This window comes from Brevibacillus reuszeri (genome assembly GCF_002897295.1).
GTDB lineage: Bacteria > Bacillota > Bacilli > Brevibacillales > Brevibacillaceae > Brevibacillus > Brevibacillus reuszeri_A.
The window spans coordinates 49037-63814 of sequence record NZ_BEXF01000013.1; the positions used below are offsets into that span (position 1 = coordinate 49037).

Sequence of the window (14778 nt, forward strand, 5' to 3'; positions counted from 1 at the left end):
GCTTCTGCTTGCAAAGAGCCTTAAGGCCCGTCCGGCTATTGAAATGGGTCCCCAAAAAGTGCTTGGAATGGGCAGGAATGACTCATGAACCTTCACTTTTTGGGGTGTTTTCAATTCTGCCGGCTGGACTTAAAAACGGCTTCAAAAGCCGTTTTTGTCTGTTAACAAGGCTCTTGGTAAGAGGGATAGATCAACAAGGAGAGGTGCATCCGCTTGGGCGAACGTTCCGGTAAAAGAGAACTACCCCTTCTCCCGTTGCGAGGATTGCTTGTGTATCCGACCATGGTACTCCATTTGGACGTTGGACGGGAAAAGTCCATCCGCGCATTGGAGCAGGCAATGGTAGACGATAACAAGATCTTACTTGCTACGCAGGAAGAGGTCCACATAGAAGAACCTGATGCTGAGCAAATCTACAGCATCGGTACCGTTGCGCGTGTCAAACAAATGCTGAAGCTGCCAAACGGCACGATTCGTGTATTGGTTGAGGGCTTGCAACGGGCGAAGATCGATGAGTATCTGCAACAAGATGATTACTTCGTCGTATCCATTACATATCTGCAAGAGGAAAAGGCCGAGGAAAACGAAGTAGAAGCGTTGATGCGGTCGCTCTTAAACCACTTCGAGCAATACATCAAGCTGTCGAAAAAGGTTTCCCCAGAGACACTGACCTCTGTGACGGACATCGAGGAACCAGGACGTTTGGCAGATGTCATTGCCTCCCACCTTCCGCTAAAAATGAAGGACAAACAGGAGATTTTGGAGACGACCAACATTCAGGAGCGTCTTGAAATCCTCCTAACCATTTTGAACAACGAGCGCGAAGTGTTGGAGCTGGAGCGCAAGATCGGCAACCGTGTCAAAAAGCAGATGGAACGGACGCAAAAAGAATATTACTTGCGTGAACAAATGAAAGCGATCCAAAAAGAGCTGGGTGACAAAGACGGTCGCCAGGGCGAGGTAGATGAGCTCCGATCACAGCTGGAGAACTCCGATGCTCCCGAGCGCATCAAAACCAAGATCGAGAAAGAGCTGGAGCGCCTGGAAAAAATGCCGGCGACCTCTGCGGAAGGCTCGGTCATTCGTACCTATATTGATACCTTGCTCGCACTCCCTTGGACGCGTACAACAGTGGATAACCTCGATATTCACAATGCGAAAAAGGTTCTCGATGAGGATCACTACGGCTTGGAAAAACCAAAAGAGCGTGTGCTCGAGTATTTGGCTGTGCAAAAGCTCGTAAACGCCATGCGTGGTCCAATTCTTTGTCTGGTAGGCCCTCCAGGTGTGGGTAAGACATCTCTCGCTCGCTCCGTTGCACGGGCGCTGGAGCGCGAATTTGTACGCATTTCCCTTGGCGGGGTGCGGGACGAAGCAGAAATTCGCGGTCATCGCCGTACGTATGTGGGCGCATTGCCAGGGCGTATTATCCAGGGCATGAAGCAGGCAGGAACGATTAACCCTGTTTTCTTGCTAGACGAAATTGACAAGCTGGCTTCGGACTTCCGCGGCGACCCGGCGTCTGCATTGCTGGAAGTGCTCGACCCTAACCAGAACGACAAGTTCAGTGATCACTATATAGAAGAAACGTATGACCTGACAAACGTGATGTTCATCACGACAGCGAACAGCCTTGATACGATTCCACGCCCACTATTGGACCGTATGGAGGTCATCTCGATCTCTGGCTACACCGAGCTGGAGAAGCTGAACATTTTGCGCGGATATCTTTTGCCTAAGCAAATGGAGGATCATGGCCTGGGTAAAGATAAGCTGCAAATGAACGAGGATGCGATGCTCAAGCTGGTGCGTCTTTACACACGCGAAGCAGGGGTGCGCAATCTCAACCGCGAAGCAGCCAACGTATGCCGCAAAGCAGCGAAGCTGATTGTGGGCGGTGAGAAAAAACGGGTAGTGGTTACAGCTAACACATTGGAAGCATTGCTCGGCAAGCCTCGCTTCCGCTACGGATTGGCTGAGAAAAGCGACCAGATCGGCTCTGTTACTGGTCTTGCATGGACTCAGGCTGGTGGCGATACGCTGAATGTCGAAGTCAGCATTTTGCCAGGAAAAGGCAAGCTGACCTTGACTGGTAAGCTGGGTGACGTCATGAAGGAATCTGCCCAGGCTGCCTTTAGCTATATTCGCTCACGTGCGGATCAATGGGGAATTGACCCATCCTTCCACGAGAAAAATGATATTCACATTCACTTCCCAGAAGGCGCGATTCCAAAAGACGGTCCATCTGCTGGGATCACTATGGCTACCGCTCTCGTATCTGCGCTCACCCAAATTCCCGTTAAAAAGGAAGTGGGGATGACAGGCGAGATCACTCTGCGTGGTCGCGTGCTGCCAATCGGAGGACTGAAAGAAAAATGCATGTCCGCTCATCGCGCGGGCCTCACGACCATCATCTTGCCGAAAGACAACGAGAAGGACATTGAGGATATTCCGGAGAGCGTCCGCAATGAACTGACGTTCCACCCAGTAGAGCATTTGGACGAAGTGCTGCGCATTGCATTAACGAAACAGCCAGCAGGTGACAAATCATGAAAGTAACCTCTTCAGAGTTTGTTATCAGTGCTGTAGGACCTAAACAATACCCGGAGGATGGCCTGCATGAGATCGCGTTGGTAGGCCGTTCCAACGTCGGTAAATCTTCCTTGCTGAACAAAATGATGAATCGCAAGGGCTTGGCACGGATCAGCTCACGCCCTGGAAAGACACAGACCCTTAACTATTTCCGTGTAAACCAGATGCTCTATTTTGTAGACTTTCCCGGTTACGGCTATGCCAAGGTCGCTAAAACGATCAAAGAGCAATGGGGCAAAATGATCGAGGGCTATTTGAAAAATCGTGAGGAATTGCGATTTGTCATCCAGCTCGTGGATATTCGCCACGCTCCAAGCAAGGACGATATTGCCATGTACGATTGGTGCAAGCAGATCGGTATTCCGACCGTCGTTGTTGCTACCAAAGGAGATAAGATTGCGCGCGGCCGCTGGCTGCAGCATACCAAAGTCATCCGTCAAAGCCTGAGGCTTCGCGGTGATGATACGATCATCATCTTTTCCTCGGAGACAGGACAAGGCAAGGATGAGCTGTGGGGAGAAATCATGCGACGCTTGCGTGCTGGAGACGAAGTCAGGAAAGAAGCAGCTTCAACTGAGCAGGCTAGCGTCAAAACTACGGAACCATCCTAGCAGTCTGACCCCAAACCGGAGGGGAGAAGGGGAGGCAGCTTTCGTGAGCGAGCTGGCGGGCTTTGCCGTTCGCGGTGTGATTGAAGGCTTCTACGGAACGCCCTGGACGCATGCGGAGCGGCTGGACATGATCGACTTTTTGCAACGCTATGGTTACAACGCGTATTTTTACTCGCCAAAGGACGATTTGTACCTGCGAGAGAGATGGATGAAGCCACACCCGGGGTCAGCGCTCGTGCAAATCGAAGAGCTGATCGCAAGCGCAAACAAAGGCAGCATGCATTTTGTATATTGCCTGAGTCCCGGCCTCAGCATGGAGTACAGCAGCTCAGAGCATTTGGAGCAGCTGATAAAGAAATACTCGGAAATGTATCAGCGTGGCGTACGGCAATTTGGCTTGTTCTTTGATGACATCCCGATGCACCTGTTGCACGATGCTGATATTGACCGCTTTGATCATCTCGCTGATGCTCATGTGCAGGTTACCTTGCGTGTATGGGAGCGAATGTGCAGCTGGCCTGAGCAGGTCAAGCTGGTCGTTTGTCCGACGCAGTACAACGGTATCGGCAAGGAGCCTTATGTGATGTATCTGGGGCGCCATTTGCCCCAAGAAATTGACCTTTTTTGGACAGGGCGCTTTGTTTGCTCGCCGTATTTGACTGATGGTGACGCGATTCGCTTTCAGGAGTTTACAGGCCATAAGCCTCTTTACTGGGATAACTATCCTGTTAACGATTTGGCGATGGCAAATGAACTTCATATCGGACCACTGAGGCATCGCGATCCGGACTTGTGGAATCATTCCGCAGGCTATGTGGCGAATGCGATGTCCAGACCAGAGTGCTCGAAGATTCCTTTGATTACGACAGCAGCGTATTTGCGTGATCCGCTAGGATATGATCCAGAAGCTGCCTGGGAGCTTGCGGTGAAGGACATCGTAGGCAAAGAGGATGCGGAGGCGTTTTTATCGTTCGCCGATAATGTCCAGGGCTCGTTTTTATGTGAGATGGAGTCGCCGCGCCTGCTCGAAGCGTTTCTGACATTCCGCTTTCAATTCCTTCAGGGAGATCGTCAAAAGGCTGTCCAGGAGCTTACACGTTTGTTCCATGAGATGGAGCAAAATGCGCACCAGCTATTAGGCGGCATGACGAATCAAAAGCTGGCGCAGGAAGCGCGGTCGTGGATTGAGAAGTATCGGCACTGGGCAAAGGTAGGCCAATCGGCCGTGGCTCTGATTGAGAACGGAACAAGTGGTCGAATTCCGCAGGCGGCCTTTCATTTGCTTAAATTAAAGCAGTGGCTCAAGCGGACGGAGCGTCTGCCAGAAAAAGTGTGCGGTCAGGTCATGAAGCTGTTTGTGGATGCCGTCATGCAGGAAGTTAAGAAGCCGACGTAAAAAATGGATATGAAAAAGGTTCCTAACCCCGTTCAGGGAGTAGGAACCTTTTTTCACGCGGATTTGCTGCCGCCGTCTGCCCTTCGCTTGCGGGCGGTTTCGAGCCATTCCTTAATAGGTAGCTCTGCCAAAATCATTCCCGTGAAAATCATCAGGCAGCCCGTTAGCTGTCTGCCGTTTAATACCTCATGTATGAACACGTATGAAGTCAGTGCAGCAAACACAGGCTCTAAAGCGAAAATAAGAGCGACGCGGGTAGAGCTGGTTTGCTTTTGCAGAGCAGTCTGAGCCAGAAAAGCGAGCGCTGTTGCAAAAATAGACGTCACGACCAGCCCTGTGGCTACCTCCGGCAGGAAGATGATGGCGGGGTCAAAAGCACGGCTCCAATCTTCAAAGAAAAAGGCGTAGATCCAGCTCATAATAGCTACTGTGCCAAGCTGTACTATGGCGAGTGGCAGTGCAGAAAAGCTTGGGGCGTATTTGCCCGTAAACACAATTTGCATCGCAAAACAGATCGCACAGCCAAAAACGAGAATATCACCCAGATTAAATGAAAACTCCTGGTTTTGTGTCAGCAGGTACAGTCCGGCAGCAGCCAGAATGACGCCGATCACAGCTACTGGCTTGACACGCTCGCGCATCAGCATAAAGGAGAATAACGGAACCAGAACAACAGACAGGCCGGTGATGAAGCCAGCTTTCGATGGTGTTGTGTACAGCAGTCCGACTGTTTGCAGCGCATATCCGAGACAGAGCCAAAAGCCGAGTATAATCCCTGCTTTGAGCAGAGGACGGCGCCACTCCATGAGCTGCTTAGGGGATTTGATCGCTAGGATAAGTAATAGAAACAAGGCCGCAACGGTGAAGCGTACTGCATTAAACGTATTAGGGGGCAACGAAACGATTGCTTGCTGAACAATGAGAAACGTCGACCCCCAAATAAAAGCGATTAGAAGCAGAGTGATATCTGCCATCCATGGTTTTCTCAATTCTTTCCGCTCTCCTCCCGACGTTTTCCGAATCTTTTACATAGTTTCTTTGTCTAGTCTGCATGATACGGTATTCGCTGGGGGATGGCAAGATGATTTACAGTGCCATCGACCTTTCTGATTCGACAGGAAATAGGGTGCCTGTTTTTGGCAAATTACACTTGCGTTAATAAACTTTTCACAATTACTCGTGGCTGATTCTGGACATAATGTTATAATGATAGTGCATTTTACATATTGCCATAGCAGGAAAGACAATCTGGGAGGACATTATGGATATTCTTTTGTTGGGCCTTAACTACAAAACGGCGCCTGTCGAAATTCGCGAAAAGTTTACATTCAGCGATGACGGGACCTCCCGCGCTCTTCATCTTCTCTCCCAGACGAAGAGCATTGCGGAATGTATCATTCTTGGAACGTGCAACCGCACAGAAATCTATGTCGTTTGCGACCAGGCAAACATCGGTCGCGACTATACTCGCCGCTTTTTGGCAGAGTGGTTCGGTGTGGAGAAAGAGCAATTTAAGGATCATCTCTATATAAAAGAAAACGAACAGGCGATTGATCACTTATTCCGTGTTTCGTCTGGGCTGGATTCGATGGTCATGGGAGAGACGCAGATTTTGGGACAAGTGCGGGATGCGTTTCTGCTGGCACAAGAGCACAAGACGACAGGTACCGTGTTCAATATGCTGTTCAAACAGGCTATTACATTTGCCAAACGGGCGCATACCGAAACAGCAATCGGACAAAACGCCGTTTCCGTCAGCTATGCGGCAGTTGAGCTGGGGAAAAAGATTTTTGGCTCTTTCGCAGGCAAGTCTGTATTGATCGTTGGCGCGGGCAAAATGAGCGAGCTGACAGCAAAGCATCTGCATGCTAATGGCTCGGAGCATGTGGTGGTAGCAAACCGTACTTTAGAGCGTGCACAGCTGCTGGCTGAAAAGTTCAAAGGAGACTCCTGTACGATGGAGCAGCTGCCTGAGGCGCTGCTCGTGGCAGACATCGTCATCAGCTCCACTGGGGCAAACGGCTATGTCCTGGGCAAAAAAGAGCTGGCCCCGATCATGAAGCAGCGGAAGCATCGCCCGTTGTTCATGGTAGATATTGCTGTGCCGCGTGACTTGAATCCTGATCTGCACGATCTCGACAACGTCTTTTTGTACGACATCGACGATCTGGAAGGGATCGTTGCCAGCAACGTTGCAGAGCGTTCGCGTGAAGCAGAGAGACTGGACGCTATGATTGCAGAAGAGATCGTAGCTTTCACGACATGGTACCAAACATTGGGAGTAGCGCCATTGATCGCTGCCTTGCGTGAAAAAGCGCTGACCATTCAAGGGGAGGCCATGCGGAAGATCGAAAACAAGCTGCCAAATCTGTCTGAAAGAGAAATCCATATTATCCGGAAGACAACCAAAGGAATTGTGAATCAACTGATGCATGATCCTGTCGTTCGTCTGAAAGAAATGGCGGCAGCCAAGCATGGGGAAGAGGTACTCGACATTTTCTCCAAAATGTTTGCGCTGGAAGAAATTCTGGAACGCACAGAGCAGGAAGCGATCTGGGCAGACGACAAAAAAAAACAGCTGTCCACACGTGAGCAAGCACTTGTATCAAGAATCAGAGAGTAAGCCATTCATATCATTCATATTTGCGACGAATAGATATCGATAGAGAAAGAGGGGAGAATGCATGGCCGAGGTGAGATGGATCTACGACCTGACGATCTTTCTCTACGCTGCAAGTGTTCTCTTCTATTTTAACGACTTCTTGCAGAGCAACCAGAAAGTCAATCGTCTGGCTTTCGGGTTGCTTGTTGTCGTTTGGGCCTTGCAAACCACTTTTTTCGTCTCACAAACTGTCATGAAAGCCTATTTTCCTGTCATTACGCTTTTTGAGACGCTCTTTTTTTATTCCTGGGTGCTAGTGAGCCTTTCGCTCGCTATTCACTATTTTTTTCGAATTGATTTGCTGGTTTTTTTTACAAATATTATCGGGTTTGTCGTCCTGGTTATGTCCATGTTTATGCCAGAGACACCGATTGTAGCCGTATCCAGTGTATTGACCTCTGAACTGCTTTTGACGCACGTGACGCTCGCGATGTTCAGCTATGGGGCGTTTTCGCTCTCGATGATTTTTTCGTCGATGTATCTGCTGCAGCATAAGATGCTGAAGGAACGCCGCTGGTCGCCGCTTTTGCGCCGATTACCGAGTCTCGATCAGCTAGAAGGCTACGCGTATCGGATGAACATGCTAGGGGTGCCGATGCTGCTGCTCTCTATCGTCTTGGGGATTATTTGGGGAAAAATGGTGTTGCCCGAAAAATTCCTGCTCGATACCAAAGTCGTTCTTTCGGTCACAGTGCTCGCCAGCTATTCCTTGTGGCTGTATCAAAGGTACCGCGATACGATGCAAAGGCGCAGGCTGGCACAATGGAACCTACTGGCGTTTTTGCTTCTGCTCATTAACTTTTTGGGCGCAAATACTTATACATTTCACAGCTGGTGGTAACCGCTGTTTGAGGAGGCTGTCATGGGAAACTGGAAAGTAGGAACGCGCCGCAGCAATCTGGCGCTTACCCAGACAAATTGGGTCGTCGATCAATTGAAAGGCATTACGCCTGAAGCTAATTTTGAATTGCATGAAATCGTGACAAAAGGAGACCGCATTCTGGATGTAACGCTGTCCAAGGTAGGCGGAAAAGGGCTGTTCGTAAAAGAAATCGAGCAATCCCTTTTTGACAAGGAGACAGATTTTGCCGTTCACAGCTGTAAGGACATGCCATCAGAGCTGCCGGAGGGCTTGGTCATCGGGGCAATTCCGAAGCGTGTGGACCCACGTGATGTACTGCTGTCCAAGGACGGCAAAACGCTGGATGAATTGCCAGAGGGAGCACTCGTGGGCACAAGCAGCCTGCGCCGCTCCGCACAGATTTTGGCGCACCGCCCGGACATTCAAATCGAATCTCTTCGAGGAAATATCGATACACGCATGCGTAAACTGCAAGAAGGCAATTTCGATGCCATCATCCTGGCTGCAGCTGGACTTGAGCGTGTGAATTTCGAAGGAAAGATCTCACAATTTTTGCCGGTAGAGATCAGCTTGCCTGCTGTAGGTCAAGGTGCGCTCGCGATCGAATGTCGCTCAGATGATGAAGAGACACTTGCTCTTTTGAAGCGCCTTGATCATGAGCCAACCCGCAGAGCGGTAACAGCAGAACGCAGCTTCCTGCACAAGCTCCAAGGGGGCTGTCAGGTACCGATTGGCGCCTATGCCACAGTAGCAGAAGACAATCTGATTACATTGACAGGCATGGTTGGTTCGCCTGATGGCAAGCAGATGTTTAAAAATACAGCTACTGGCTACGATCCGCTTGCACTTGGTATACAGGTAGCCGAAGCACTGCTCGCACAAGGTGCAGGGGAAGTTCTGGAGCAGGTGCTGCGGGAGAATCAGCAATGACAATCACTGGGTCCCGCGGGGCATTATCCGGCAAGCGCATTATGGTGACGCGAGCGAAAAGCCAGGTGCGGGAGCTGGTAGAGGAAATCGAGAATTTGGGCGGAGAGGCGTATGCCTTTCCCCTTTTAAAAATGGTGCCGCCTGCCGATCACAGCAAGCTGGATGAAGCAATCGCGCAGCTTGGCACTTACGACTGGCTGATTTTCACCAGTGTGAATGGAGTGCGCTTCTTTTTCGAGCGAATGAAGGCATTGGGTGTTGGTGTCGAAGCAATCACAAGTCAGCTTGCTGCAGTGGGGCCAAAGACAGCGGAGGTATTGATGGCACATGGACTGAGCGTAGCTGTCATTCCATCTGATTACGTAGCCGAAGGGCTCTTCACCAGTCTGCATGATCAGCTTCTTCCAGGGCAGCGTGTACTTCTGCCGCGAGCAGATATTGCTCGCAAGATGCTGCCAAGAGAGCTTGCAGAGCTTGGGATGGACGTCACGGAGGTAGATGTGTATCATACCGTCATTGACGCTGAGCTGGCTCCAGAAGCTGCTTCGCAAATTCAGCAGGGCAAGATCGATGTTATTTTGTTTACCAGCTCTTCAACGGTGAATCACTTTGTTTCTGCCATGGCTCCGTTCGAGACTCCAGGCTGGCTGGACCATGTACGGATTGCTTGCATCGGGCCGATAACTGCAGAAACTGCGCGACAGCATGGACTAATCGTTCAGGTGGTTGCAAGCCAGTACACCGTAGAAGGTTTACTAGACGCTTTGATAGAGAATCTGGGAGGGAATCCACATGGCACAAACATTTGATCGTCATCGCCGCCTACGTTCCAGTGCGGCAATGCGCAACCTCGTTCGGGAAAATCATATTCGCATGGAAGATCTGATTTATCCATTGTTCGTTGTAGAAGGAACTGACATCAAAAATGAAATTTCTTCGATGCCAGGTGTATATCAGTTTTCTCTGGACCGTTTAGCTGAAGAGATGAAAGAAATCGCAGAGGCAGGCATCCAGTCTGTGCTGATGTTTGGAATTCCGGATCACAAGGATGCTTGCGGATCAGAAGCTTACAACGACGACGCGATTACACAGCAGGCGATTCGCCAGATTAAGGAAGCTTACCCTGATATGGTCGTAATCGCTGACACTTGTCTGTGTGAATACACGGATCATGGACATTGTGGTGTACTGCATGGACATGATGTGAACAATGACGAAACATTAAAGCTGCTCGGCATGACCGCGGTTTCCCAGGCGAAAGCAGGGGCGGACATCATCGCTCCTTCCAACATGATGGACGGGTTTGTCATCGCGATTCGCGAAGCGCTGGATGAAGCAGGGTATCAGCATATTCCGATTATGTCCTATGCAGTGAAATACGCGTCTTCCTTCTACGGTCCATTCCGTGAAGCTGCGTGCTCGACTCCACAGTTTGGCGATCGCAAAAGCTACCAAATGGATGCCGCTAATGCTCGTGAAGGACTGCGCGAAGCCGCTTCGGATGTAAAAGAGGGCGCAGACTTCTTGATCGTGAAGCCAGGCCTTGCCTTCATGGACATGGTTCTACGCCTGCGTGAAAGCTTTCATCTGCCGATCGTGGCGTACAATGTTAGCGCAGAGTACTCCATGGTCAAGGCAGCGGCACAAAATGGCTGGATCGATGAACAGCGCATTGTGATGGAAACATTGGTTGGATTCAAGCGCGCTGGTGCTGATTTAATCATTACGTATCATGCCAAAGATGTTGCAAAATGGCTGCGAGGTGAGTAGAAGATGAATCGAGAAAAATCCACTCAATATTTTGCAGAAGCACAAACGTACATACCAGGTGGTGTTAACAGCCCGGTTCGTGCATTCAAAAGTGTAGGCGGCAACCCGGTTTACATCTCCAAAGGGGAAGGCTCTCGCATTTTCGATGTGGACGGAAACAGCTACATCGATTACATCGGCTCCTGGGGTCCATTGATCCTCGGTCATGCCCATCCAAAGGTACTGGCTGCCATCACAGAAGTAGCTGCACTCGGTACCAGCTTTGGTGCTCCTACTTACCGGGAAACAGAAATGGCAAAGCTCGTCTGTGAGATCGTGCCGTCTGTTGAAGTGGTACGCATGGTCAACTCAGGAACTGAAGCGACGATGAGCGCACTGCGCTTGGCACGTGGCTACACGAAGCGCAATAAGATTATGAAATTCGAAGGCTGCTACCACGGACATGCGGACAGCCTGCTGATCAAGGCTGGATCTGGTGTGGCGACACTGGGTCTGCCAGATAGCCCTGGCGTACCAGAGGGAACAGCACTGAATACAATTACAGTTCCATACAACGATTTGGAGAGCGTAAAGCTCGCTTTTGAAAACTACGGTGACGATCTGGCCGCAGTGATTGTAGAGCCAATCGGCGGCAATATGGGGGTTGTGCCTCCACAGCCAGGCTTCCTGGAAGGCTTGCGTGCAATCACTGAGCAGTACGGAACATTGCTCATTTTTGACGAGGTCATGACAGGCTTCCGTGTGGCTTTGGGCGGGGCGCAGCAGTTGTTTGGCATCACACCTGATTTGACAACGATGGGTAAAGTCATTGGCGGTGGCTTGCCTGTAGGTGCATATGGCGGCAAACGGGAAATCATGCAGCAAGTCGCTCCGGCTGGTCCGATCTATCAGGCAGGAACACTGTCAGGAAATCCGCTGGCAATGGCTGCTGGCCTATCTACGCTGCAAGAACTCAGCAAGCCAGGCGCATACGAGCAGCTGGAAAAGCTGTCGGCAAGACTCGGAGAAGGCTTAGCTGATAATGCTAAGAGGCTCGGAATCCCGCACACCTTGAACCGTATTGGCTCCATGGTTTGCCTGTTCTTCACAGATACACCGGTCATCAACTACGAAACAGCAAAAACGGCTGATTTAGAACGCTTTTCCGCATACTTCAGCCACCTGCTGGACGAGGGCATCATGATTCCGCCATCTCAGTTTGAAGGCATGTTTGTTTCCTTGGCGCACACAGAGGAAGACATCGAACGGACGATTGAAGCAAGCTACAACGCGATGAAAAAGCTGTAATAGAAGACGAACACCTCCTGGAACTTGATCAGGAGGTGTTTTTGCTTATTCGGCTGTAAATGCTGCCTATTTAGAATGACAGATTGCTCTGATGATGACGTCAGGAATGACAAGCAGAAGTAAAAAAGAGCCGTAAATGCCAATGGTATAGCTGGTAGCGTAAACGAGACCGAATCCCAGATGAAAAAGAGCAGTGATGAGATGAATAAACATGTTTGTAAAACAAAAGGCGTAGCTTCGGATCATCCAGTTTTGGTGGGAGCTCACTCGTTTCCTTTTGATTTGAACTAGCGCGGTAATGGTGATTAGTAGCCAAACAATATTGAGCGCATTGAACCCCATACTGCTAATTTTTCCTCCCGTGGAGTAAGGAGCCATATATCCGGAAGTGGTCACGACAACAAGTACAGACACGATATATAGGTAGCCGTTTATGCGATGAAATGTACGGTTTTTTTCAAAAATACGAGTGGAAAAGTTGAGCAGACCCGATGCCATTGCGATGCATGCAAATGCAACATGAACGTACATCACATTTAACCAGACGGGGAGATTCAACTCTCGCCTGAGTCCTGTTTTATGACTTAAAAATTCCGTCGCTCCGGGATCGAGTATAAAATTTTTCACCAATGCGTACAGGATAAAAAGCACAGTGACACAGGTCAAAATGATGTAAAACGATTTCCGCTTTATCATGATCGGACACCTCTGTAATCCCCAATAGTCAAATTCCGGGTGAGAATACCCTTTTTCCCGCCAGTTTGGATGCCGGAAGAATGCCTGCCTTGGCGATTCCAGTCATGTGGTCGCCTCTGGCTGTCACTTCGAAATGTAGATGCAAGCGAAATGGTTTCGAAATTTGAAGAGACCAGGTTAGCTTGTTGTCTTGAAGTAAAGGATTCAAAAACGAAACGGTTTCATCTCCCTGAGTTGCTGTACCTTGGATCAGACCGTTACTTGTCGATATCGAGAGCTTGACATCCAGATTGCCAACTGGTGTAGAGATCGAAGTATCCCAATCGCCTGCGTAGACGGATGTCTGCATCATTTTGTTATCTAGAGTGTCGTAAGTTATTTTTTCTGAGTTTACTAGGACGTTCGGTTCAACGCTTTTCAATGCTTGATCGGTGACAGGTGCCATTCTTGTCTCTCTCCAAACCGTTCCCCTTCGTTCAAATTCGAACAGCTGTTCCACTGCGACAGCGAGCCGTGGTCCTAGTTCACGTTCCACCAGGTACAATGCTACATCGAGTCCCGAAGTTACCCCGCCACCTGTAACCAAATTACCGTCATCAACGACACGAGCTGAGATGGGATTTGCCCCGGTTGCTCCAAGTAAACCCATGCCCAGATGGTTCGTTACCGCTGGTCTGCCTTCCAAAAGTCCACCCATGGCTAGCAACAGAGAACCACCGCATACCGTGGCGACGATCGTGTCATTTCTTTCGAGTGCTCGTCCAATCAAACCCGTTAATTCTGTTTTCAGGGCGCGACTCAAAATGGCGGGAATGGAATTGGGGCCATCTCCTACGACGTCACCGGACGCTCCAGGTACAAGAATGATGCCCTCACTCTCTGGATTCAGTCTGCCGGTTGCCTCCATTTTTACCCCATTGATACCGCTCGTCACAGACCGTGGTCCTTCGGCTGTGACGAATTCTACACGTATGGACCCCGGGGCCTTCATCGTAGCTGCGCAAAAAACCTCATAAGGCGCGACGGCATCGAGCAGGTCGAAGCCGTCAAAAAGTACGACTTGAACTGATAACATGACAATTTCCTCCTTCACTAGTAGCTTAGTTGAACGTACTGTTTATCGCGAGCCTTGTTATTCGCGTTCACGACAGCATCATAACAAGAGAATATCTCAAAAGAGGGTGTCAAAAAGTCACAAAACAATAAACAAACCATCACAATATAGAGAGTTTTATTTGAGAGTAGTGGAAAAATGATAAACTAGGCTGTGAAGGTGGGATATTCATGAGTGCAATTCATACGATACTCGTTGTGGACGATGACCACAGTATTGTTGAACTATTGCGGGACTTTTTGGAAAACGAAAATTTTCAGGTGTTAACTGCTTGTGACGCCGCTTGTGCCTTGGCCTTGTTCCAACAAAGTGCTATTCATTGCATCGTTCTTGATGTCATGATGCCAGGACAAAATGGATTCGAGCTATGTCGTCAAATACGGAAGGAAAGCAATGTTCCGATTCTTTTTCTGAGTGCTCGCAGTGACGATGTGGACAAGATCAGAGGGCTGTCGCTCGGAGGAGATGACTATATTGTCAAGACGGCTTCGCCGGGAGAGATTGTTGCTCGGGTAAAAGCTGTATTGCGGCGTTTTAATTCTCAGCAGCAAATCAATGAAGCCATTCTGGATTATGGATGCATCAAAATCAACTTATCCACAAGAGAAGTGATCGTGGAAGGGAGAAAGGTAGTACTCACACCAAAGGAGTATGAGTTGCTGCGATTATTTGTTGAGCACCCGAGACATGTTTTTTCCTATGAGCAATTACTTGAGAAATTTTGGGATGGTGTGGGCGATAAGCATACGATTCGCGTCCACCTCAGCAGGCTTCGCGAGAAAATCGAGTCCGATCCGAACAAGCCGCAGCTTCTGCTCAACGTATGGGGAGTAGGGTATCGCTTCGAGGGAGGATAAG

Annotated in this window: 13 protein-coding genes; 10 read left to right on the forward strand and 3 right to left on the reverse strand. The window is 49.6% G+C overall.

Annotated elements, in window-relative coordinates:
* The first annotated feature begins 213 nt into the window (after nucleotides 1-213).
* From lon to C3B52_RS20305, 3 genes are read left to right on the forward strand one after another with little or no spacing between them, the layout of a single operon-like run.
* A complete protein-coding gene (lon, locus tag C3B52_RS20295) occupies nucleotides 214-2553 on the forward strand; it encodes an endopeptidase La (protein ID WP_103108228.1) in 2340 nt (779 codons plus the stop codon).
* Nucleotides 2550-3203, forward strand: a complete 654-nt coding sequence (gene yihA / locus C3B52_RS20300) for a ribosome biogenesis GTP-binding protein YihA/YsxC (protein WP_103108229.1) — start codon at nucleotides 2550-2552, stop codon at nucleotides 3201-3203. Before lon ends, yihA begins: the two co-directional genes overlap by 4 nt.
* Nucleotides 3204-3246: 43 nt before the next feature.
* Nucleotides 3247-4599, forward strand: a complete 1353-nt coding sequence (locus tag C3B52_RS20305; protein WP_103108230.1) for a protein O-GlcNAcase — start codon at nucleotides 3247-3249, stop codon at nucleotides 4597-4599.
* A gap of 53 nt (nucleotides 4600-4652) precedes the next feature.
* Here the strand turns inward: C3B52_RS20305 and C3B52_RS20310 are convergent, their stop codons facing one another.
* Complete coding sequence (locus tag C3B52_RS20310) at nucleotides 4653-5588, reverse strand: DMT family transporter (protein ID WP_305765423.1); 936 nt, start codon at nucleotides 5586-5588, stop codon at nucleotides 4653-4655.
* A gap of 272 nt (nucleotides 5589-5860) precedes the next feature.
* On the opposite strand from C3B52_RS20310, the gene hemA reads away from it, so the two are divergent.
* The 6 genes from hemA to hemL all read left to right on the forward strand — a co-directional run bounded on the left by hemA (nucleotide 5861) and on the right by hemL (nucleotide 12110).
* Complete coding sequence (gene hemA / locus C3B52_RS20315; RefSeq protein ID WP_103108232.1) at nucleotides 5861-7222, forward strand: glutamyl-tRNA reductase; 1362 nt, start codon at nucleotides 5861-5863, stop codon at nucleotides 7220-7222.
* Between the two features lie 61 nt (nucleotides 7223-7283).
* Nucleotides 7284-8102, forward strand: coding sequence for a cytochrome C assembly family protein (locus C3B52_RS20320; protein ID WP_103108233.1), 819 nt, complete (start codon nucleotides 7284-7286; stop codon nucleotides 8100-8102).
* 21 nt (nucleotides 8103-8123) lie between these two features.
* Nucleotides 8124-9053, forward strand: a complete 930-nt coding sequence (gene hemC, locus C3B52_RS20325) for a hydroxymethylbilane synthase (protein WP_103108234.1) — start codon at nucleotides 8124-8126, stop codon at nucleotides 9051-9053.
* Complete coding sequence (locus tag C3B52_RS20330; protein ID WP_103108235.1) at nucleotides 9050-9862, forward strand: uroporphyrinogen-III synthase; 813 nt, start codon at nucleotides 9050-9052, stop codon at nucleotides 9860-9862. The genes hemC and C3B52_RS20330 overlap by 4 nt, the downstream gene beginning before the upstream one ends.
* Nucleotides 9846-10823: a porphobilinogen synthase gene (hemB, locus tag C3B52_RS20335; protein WP_103108236.1), complete on the forward strand. Its 978-nt coding sequence runs from the start codon at nucleotides 9846-9848 to the stop codon at nucleotides 10821-10823. Before C3B52_RS20330 ends, hemB begins: the two co-directional genes overlap by 17 nt.
* Nucleotides 10824-10826: 3 nt before the next feature.
* Nucleotides 10827-12110 carry a glutamate-1-semialdehyde 2,1-aminomutase gene (gene hemL, locus C3B52_RS20340; protein ID WP_103108237.1) on the forward strand — a complete coding sequence of 428 codons (1284 nt, stop codon included), beginning with the start codon at nucleotides 10827-10829 and terminating at the stop codon, nucleotides 12108-12110.
* 66 nt (nucleotides 12111-12176) lie between these two features.
* Here hemL and C3B52_RS20345 read toward each other — a convergent pair whose 3' ends face one another.
* Nucleotides 12177-12806 (reverse strand): DUF2306 domain-containing protein, encoded by a 630-nt coding sequence (locus C3B52_RS20345; protein ID WP_103108238.1) that lies wholly within the window; start codon nucleotides 12804-12806, stop codon nucleotides 12177-12179.
* Between the two features lie 28 nt (nucleotides 12807-12834).
* The gene (locus tag C3B52_RS20350; RefSeq protein WP_103108239.1) at nucleotides 12835-13881 is read right to left on the reverse strand and encodes a DJ-1/PfpI family protein; all 1047 of its coding nucleotides are present in this window, start codon (nucleotides 13879-13881) and stop codon (nucleotides 12835-12837) included.
* Nucleotides 13882-14090: 209 nt separating this feature from the next.
* Between C3B52_RS20350 and C3B52_RS20355 the strand changes: the two genes are divergently transcribed.
* The gene (locus C3B52_RS20355; protein WP_103108240.1) at nucleotides 14091-14777 is read left to right on the forward strand and encodes a response regulator transcription factor; all 687 of its coding nucleotides are present in this window, start codon (nucleotides 14091-14093) and stop codon (nucleotides 14775-14777) included.
* The last annotated feature ends 1 nt before the right edge of the window (nucleotide 14778 follow it).

Excerpts from the sequence above, each read along its gene's own strand:
- yihA (WP_103108229.1), top strand. The coding sequence starts at position 2,550 with ATGAAAGTAACCTCTTCAGAGTTTGTTATCAGTGCTGTAGGACCTAAA.
- hemA (WP_103108232.1), top strand. The coding sequence starts at position 5,861 with ATGGATATTCTTTTGTTGGGCCTTAACTACAAAACGGCGCCTGTCGAA.
- C3B52_RS20320 (WP_103108233.1), top strand. The coding sequence starts at position 7,284 with ATGGCCGAGGTGAGATGGATCTACGACCTGACGATCTTTCTCTACGCT.
- hemC (WP_103108234.1), top strand. The coding sequence starts at position 8,124 with ATGGGAAACTGGAAAGTAGGAACGCGCCGCAGCAATCTGGCGCTTACC.
- C3B52_RS20330 (WP_103108235.1), top strand. The coding sequence starts at position 9,050 with ATGACAATCACTGGGTCCCGCGGGGCATTATCCGGCAAGCGCATTATG.
- hemB (WP_103108236.1), top strand. The coding sequence starts at position 9,846 with ATGGCACAAACATTTGATCGTCATCGCCGCCTACGTTCCAGTGCGGCA.
- hemL (WP_103108237.1), top strand. The coding sequence starts at position 10,827 with ATGAATCGAGAAAAATCCACTCAATATTTTGCAGAAGCACAAACGTAC.
- C3B52_RS20345 (WP_103108238.1), bottom strand. The coding sequence starts at position 12,806 with ATGATAAAGCGGAAATCGTTTTACATCATTTTGACCTGTGTCACTGTG.
- C3B52_RS20350 (WP_103108239.1), bottom strand. The coding sequence starts at position 13,881 with ATGTTATCAGTTCAAGTCGTACTTTTTGACGGCTTCGACCTGCTCGAT.
- C3B52_RS20355 (WP_103108240.1), top strand. The coding sequence starts at position 14,091 with ATGAGTGCAATTCATACGATACTCGTTGTGGACGATGACCACAGTATT.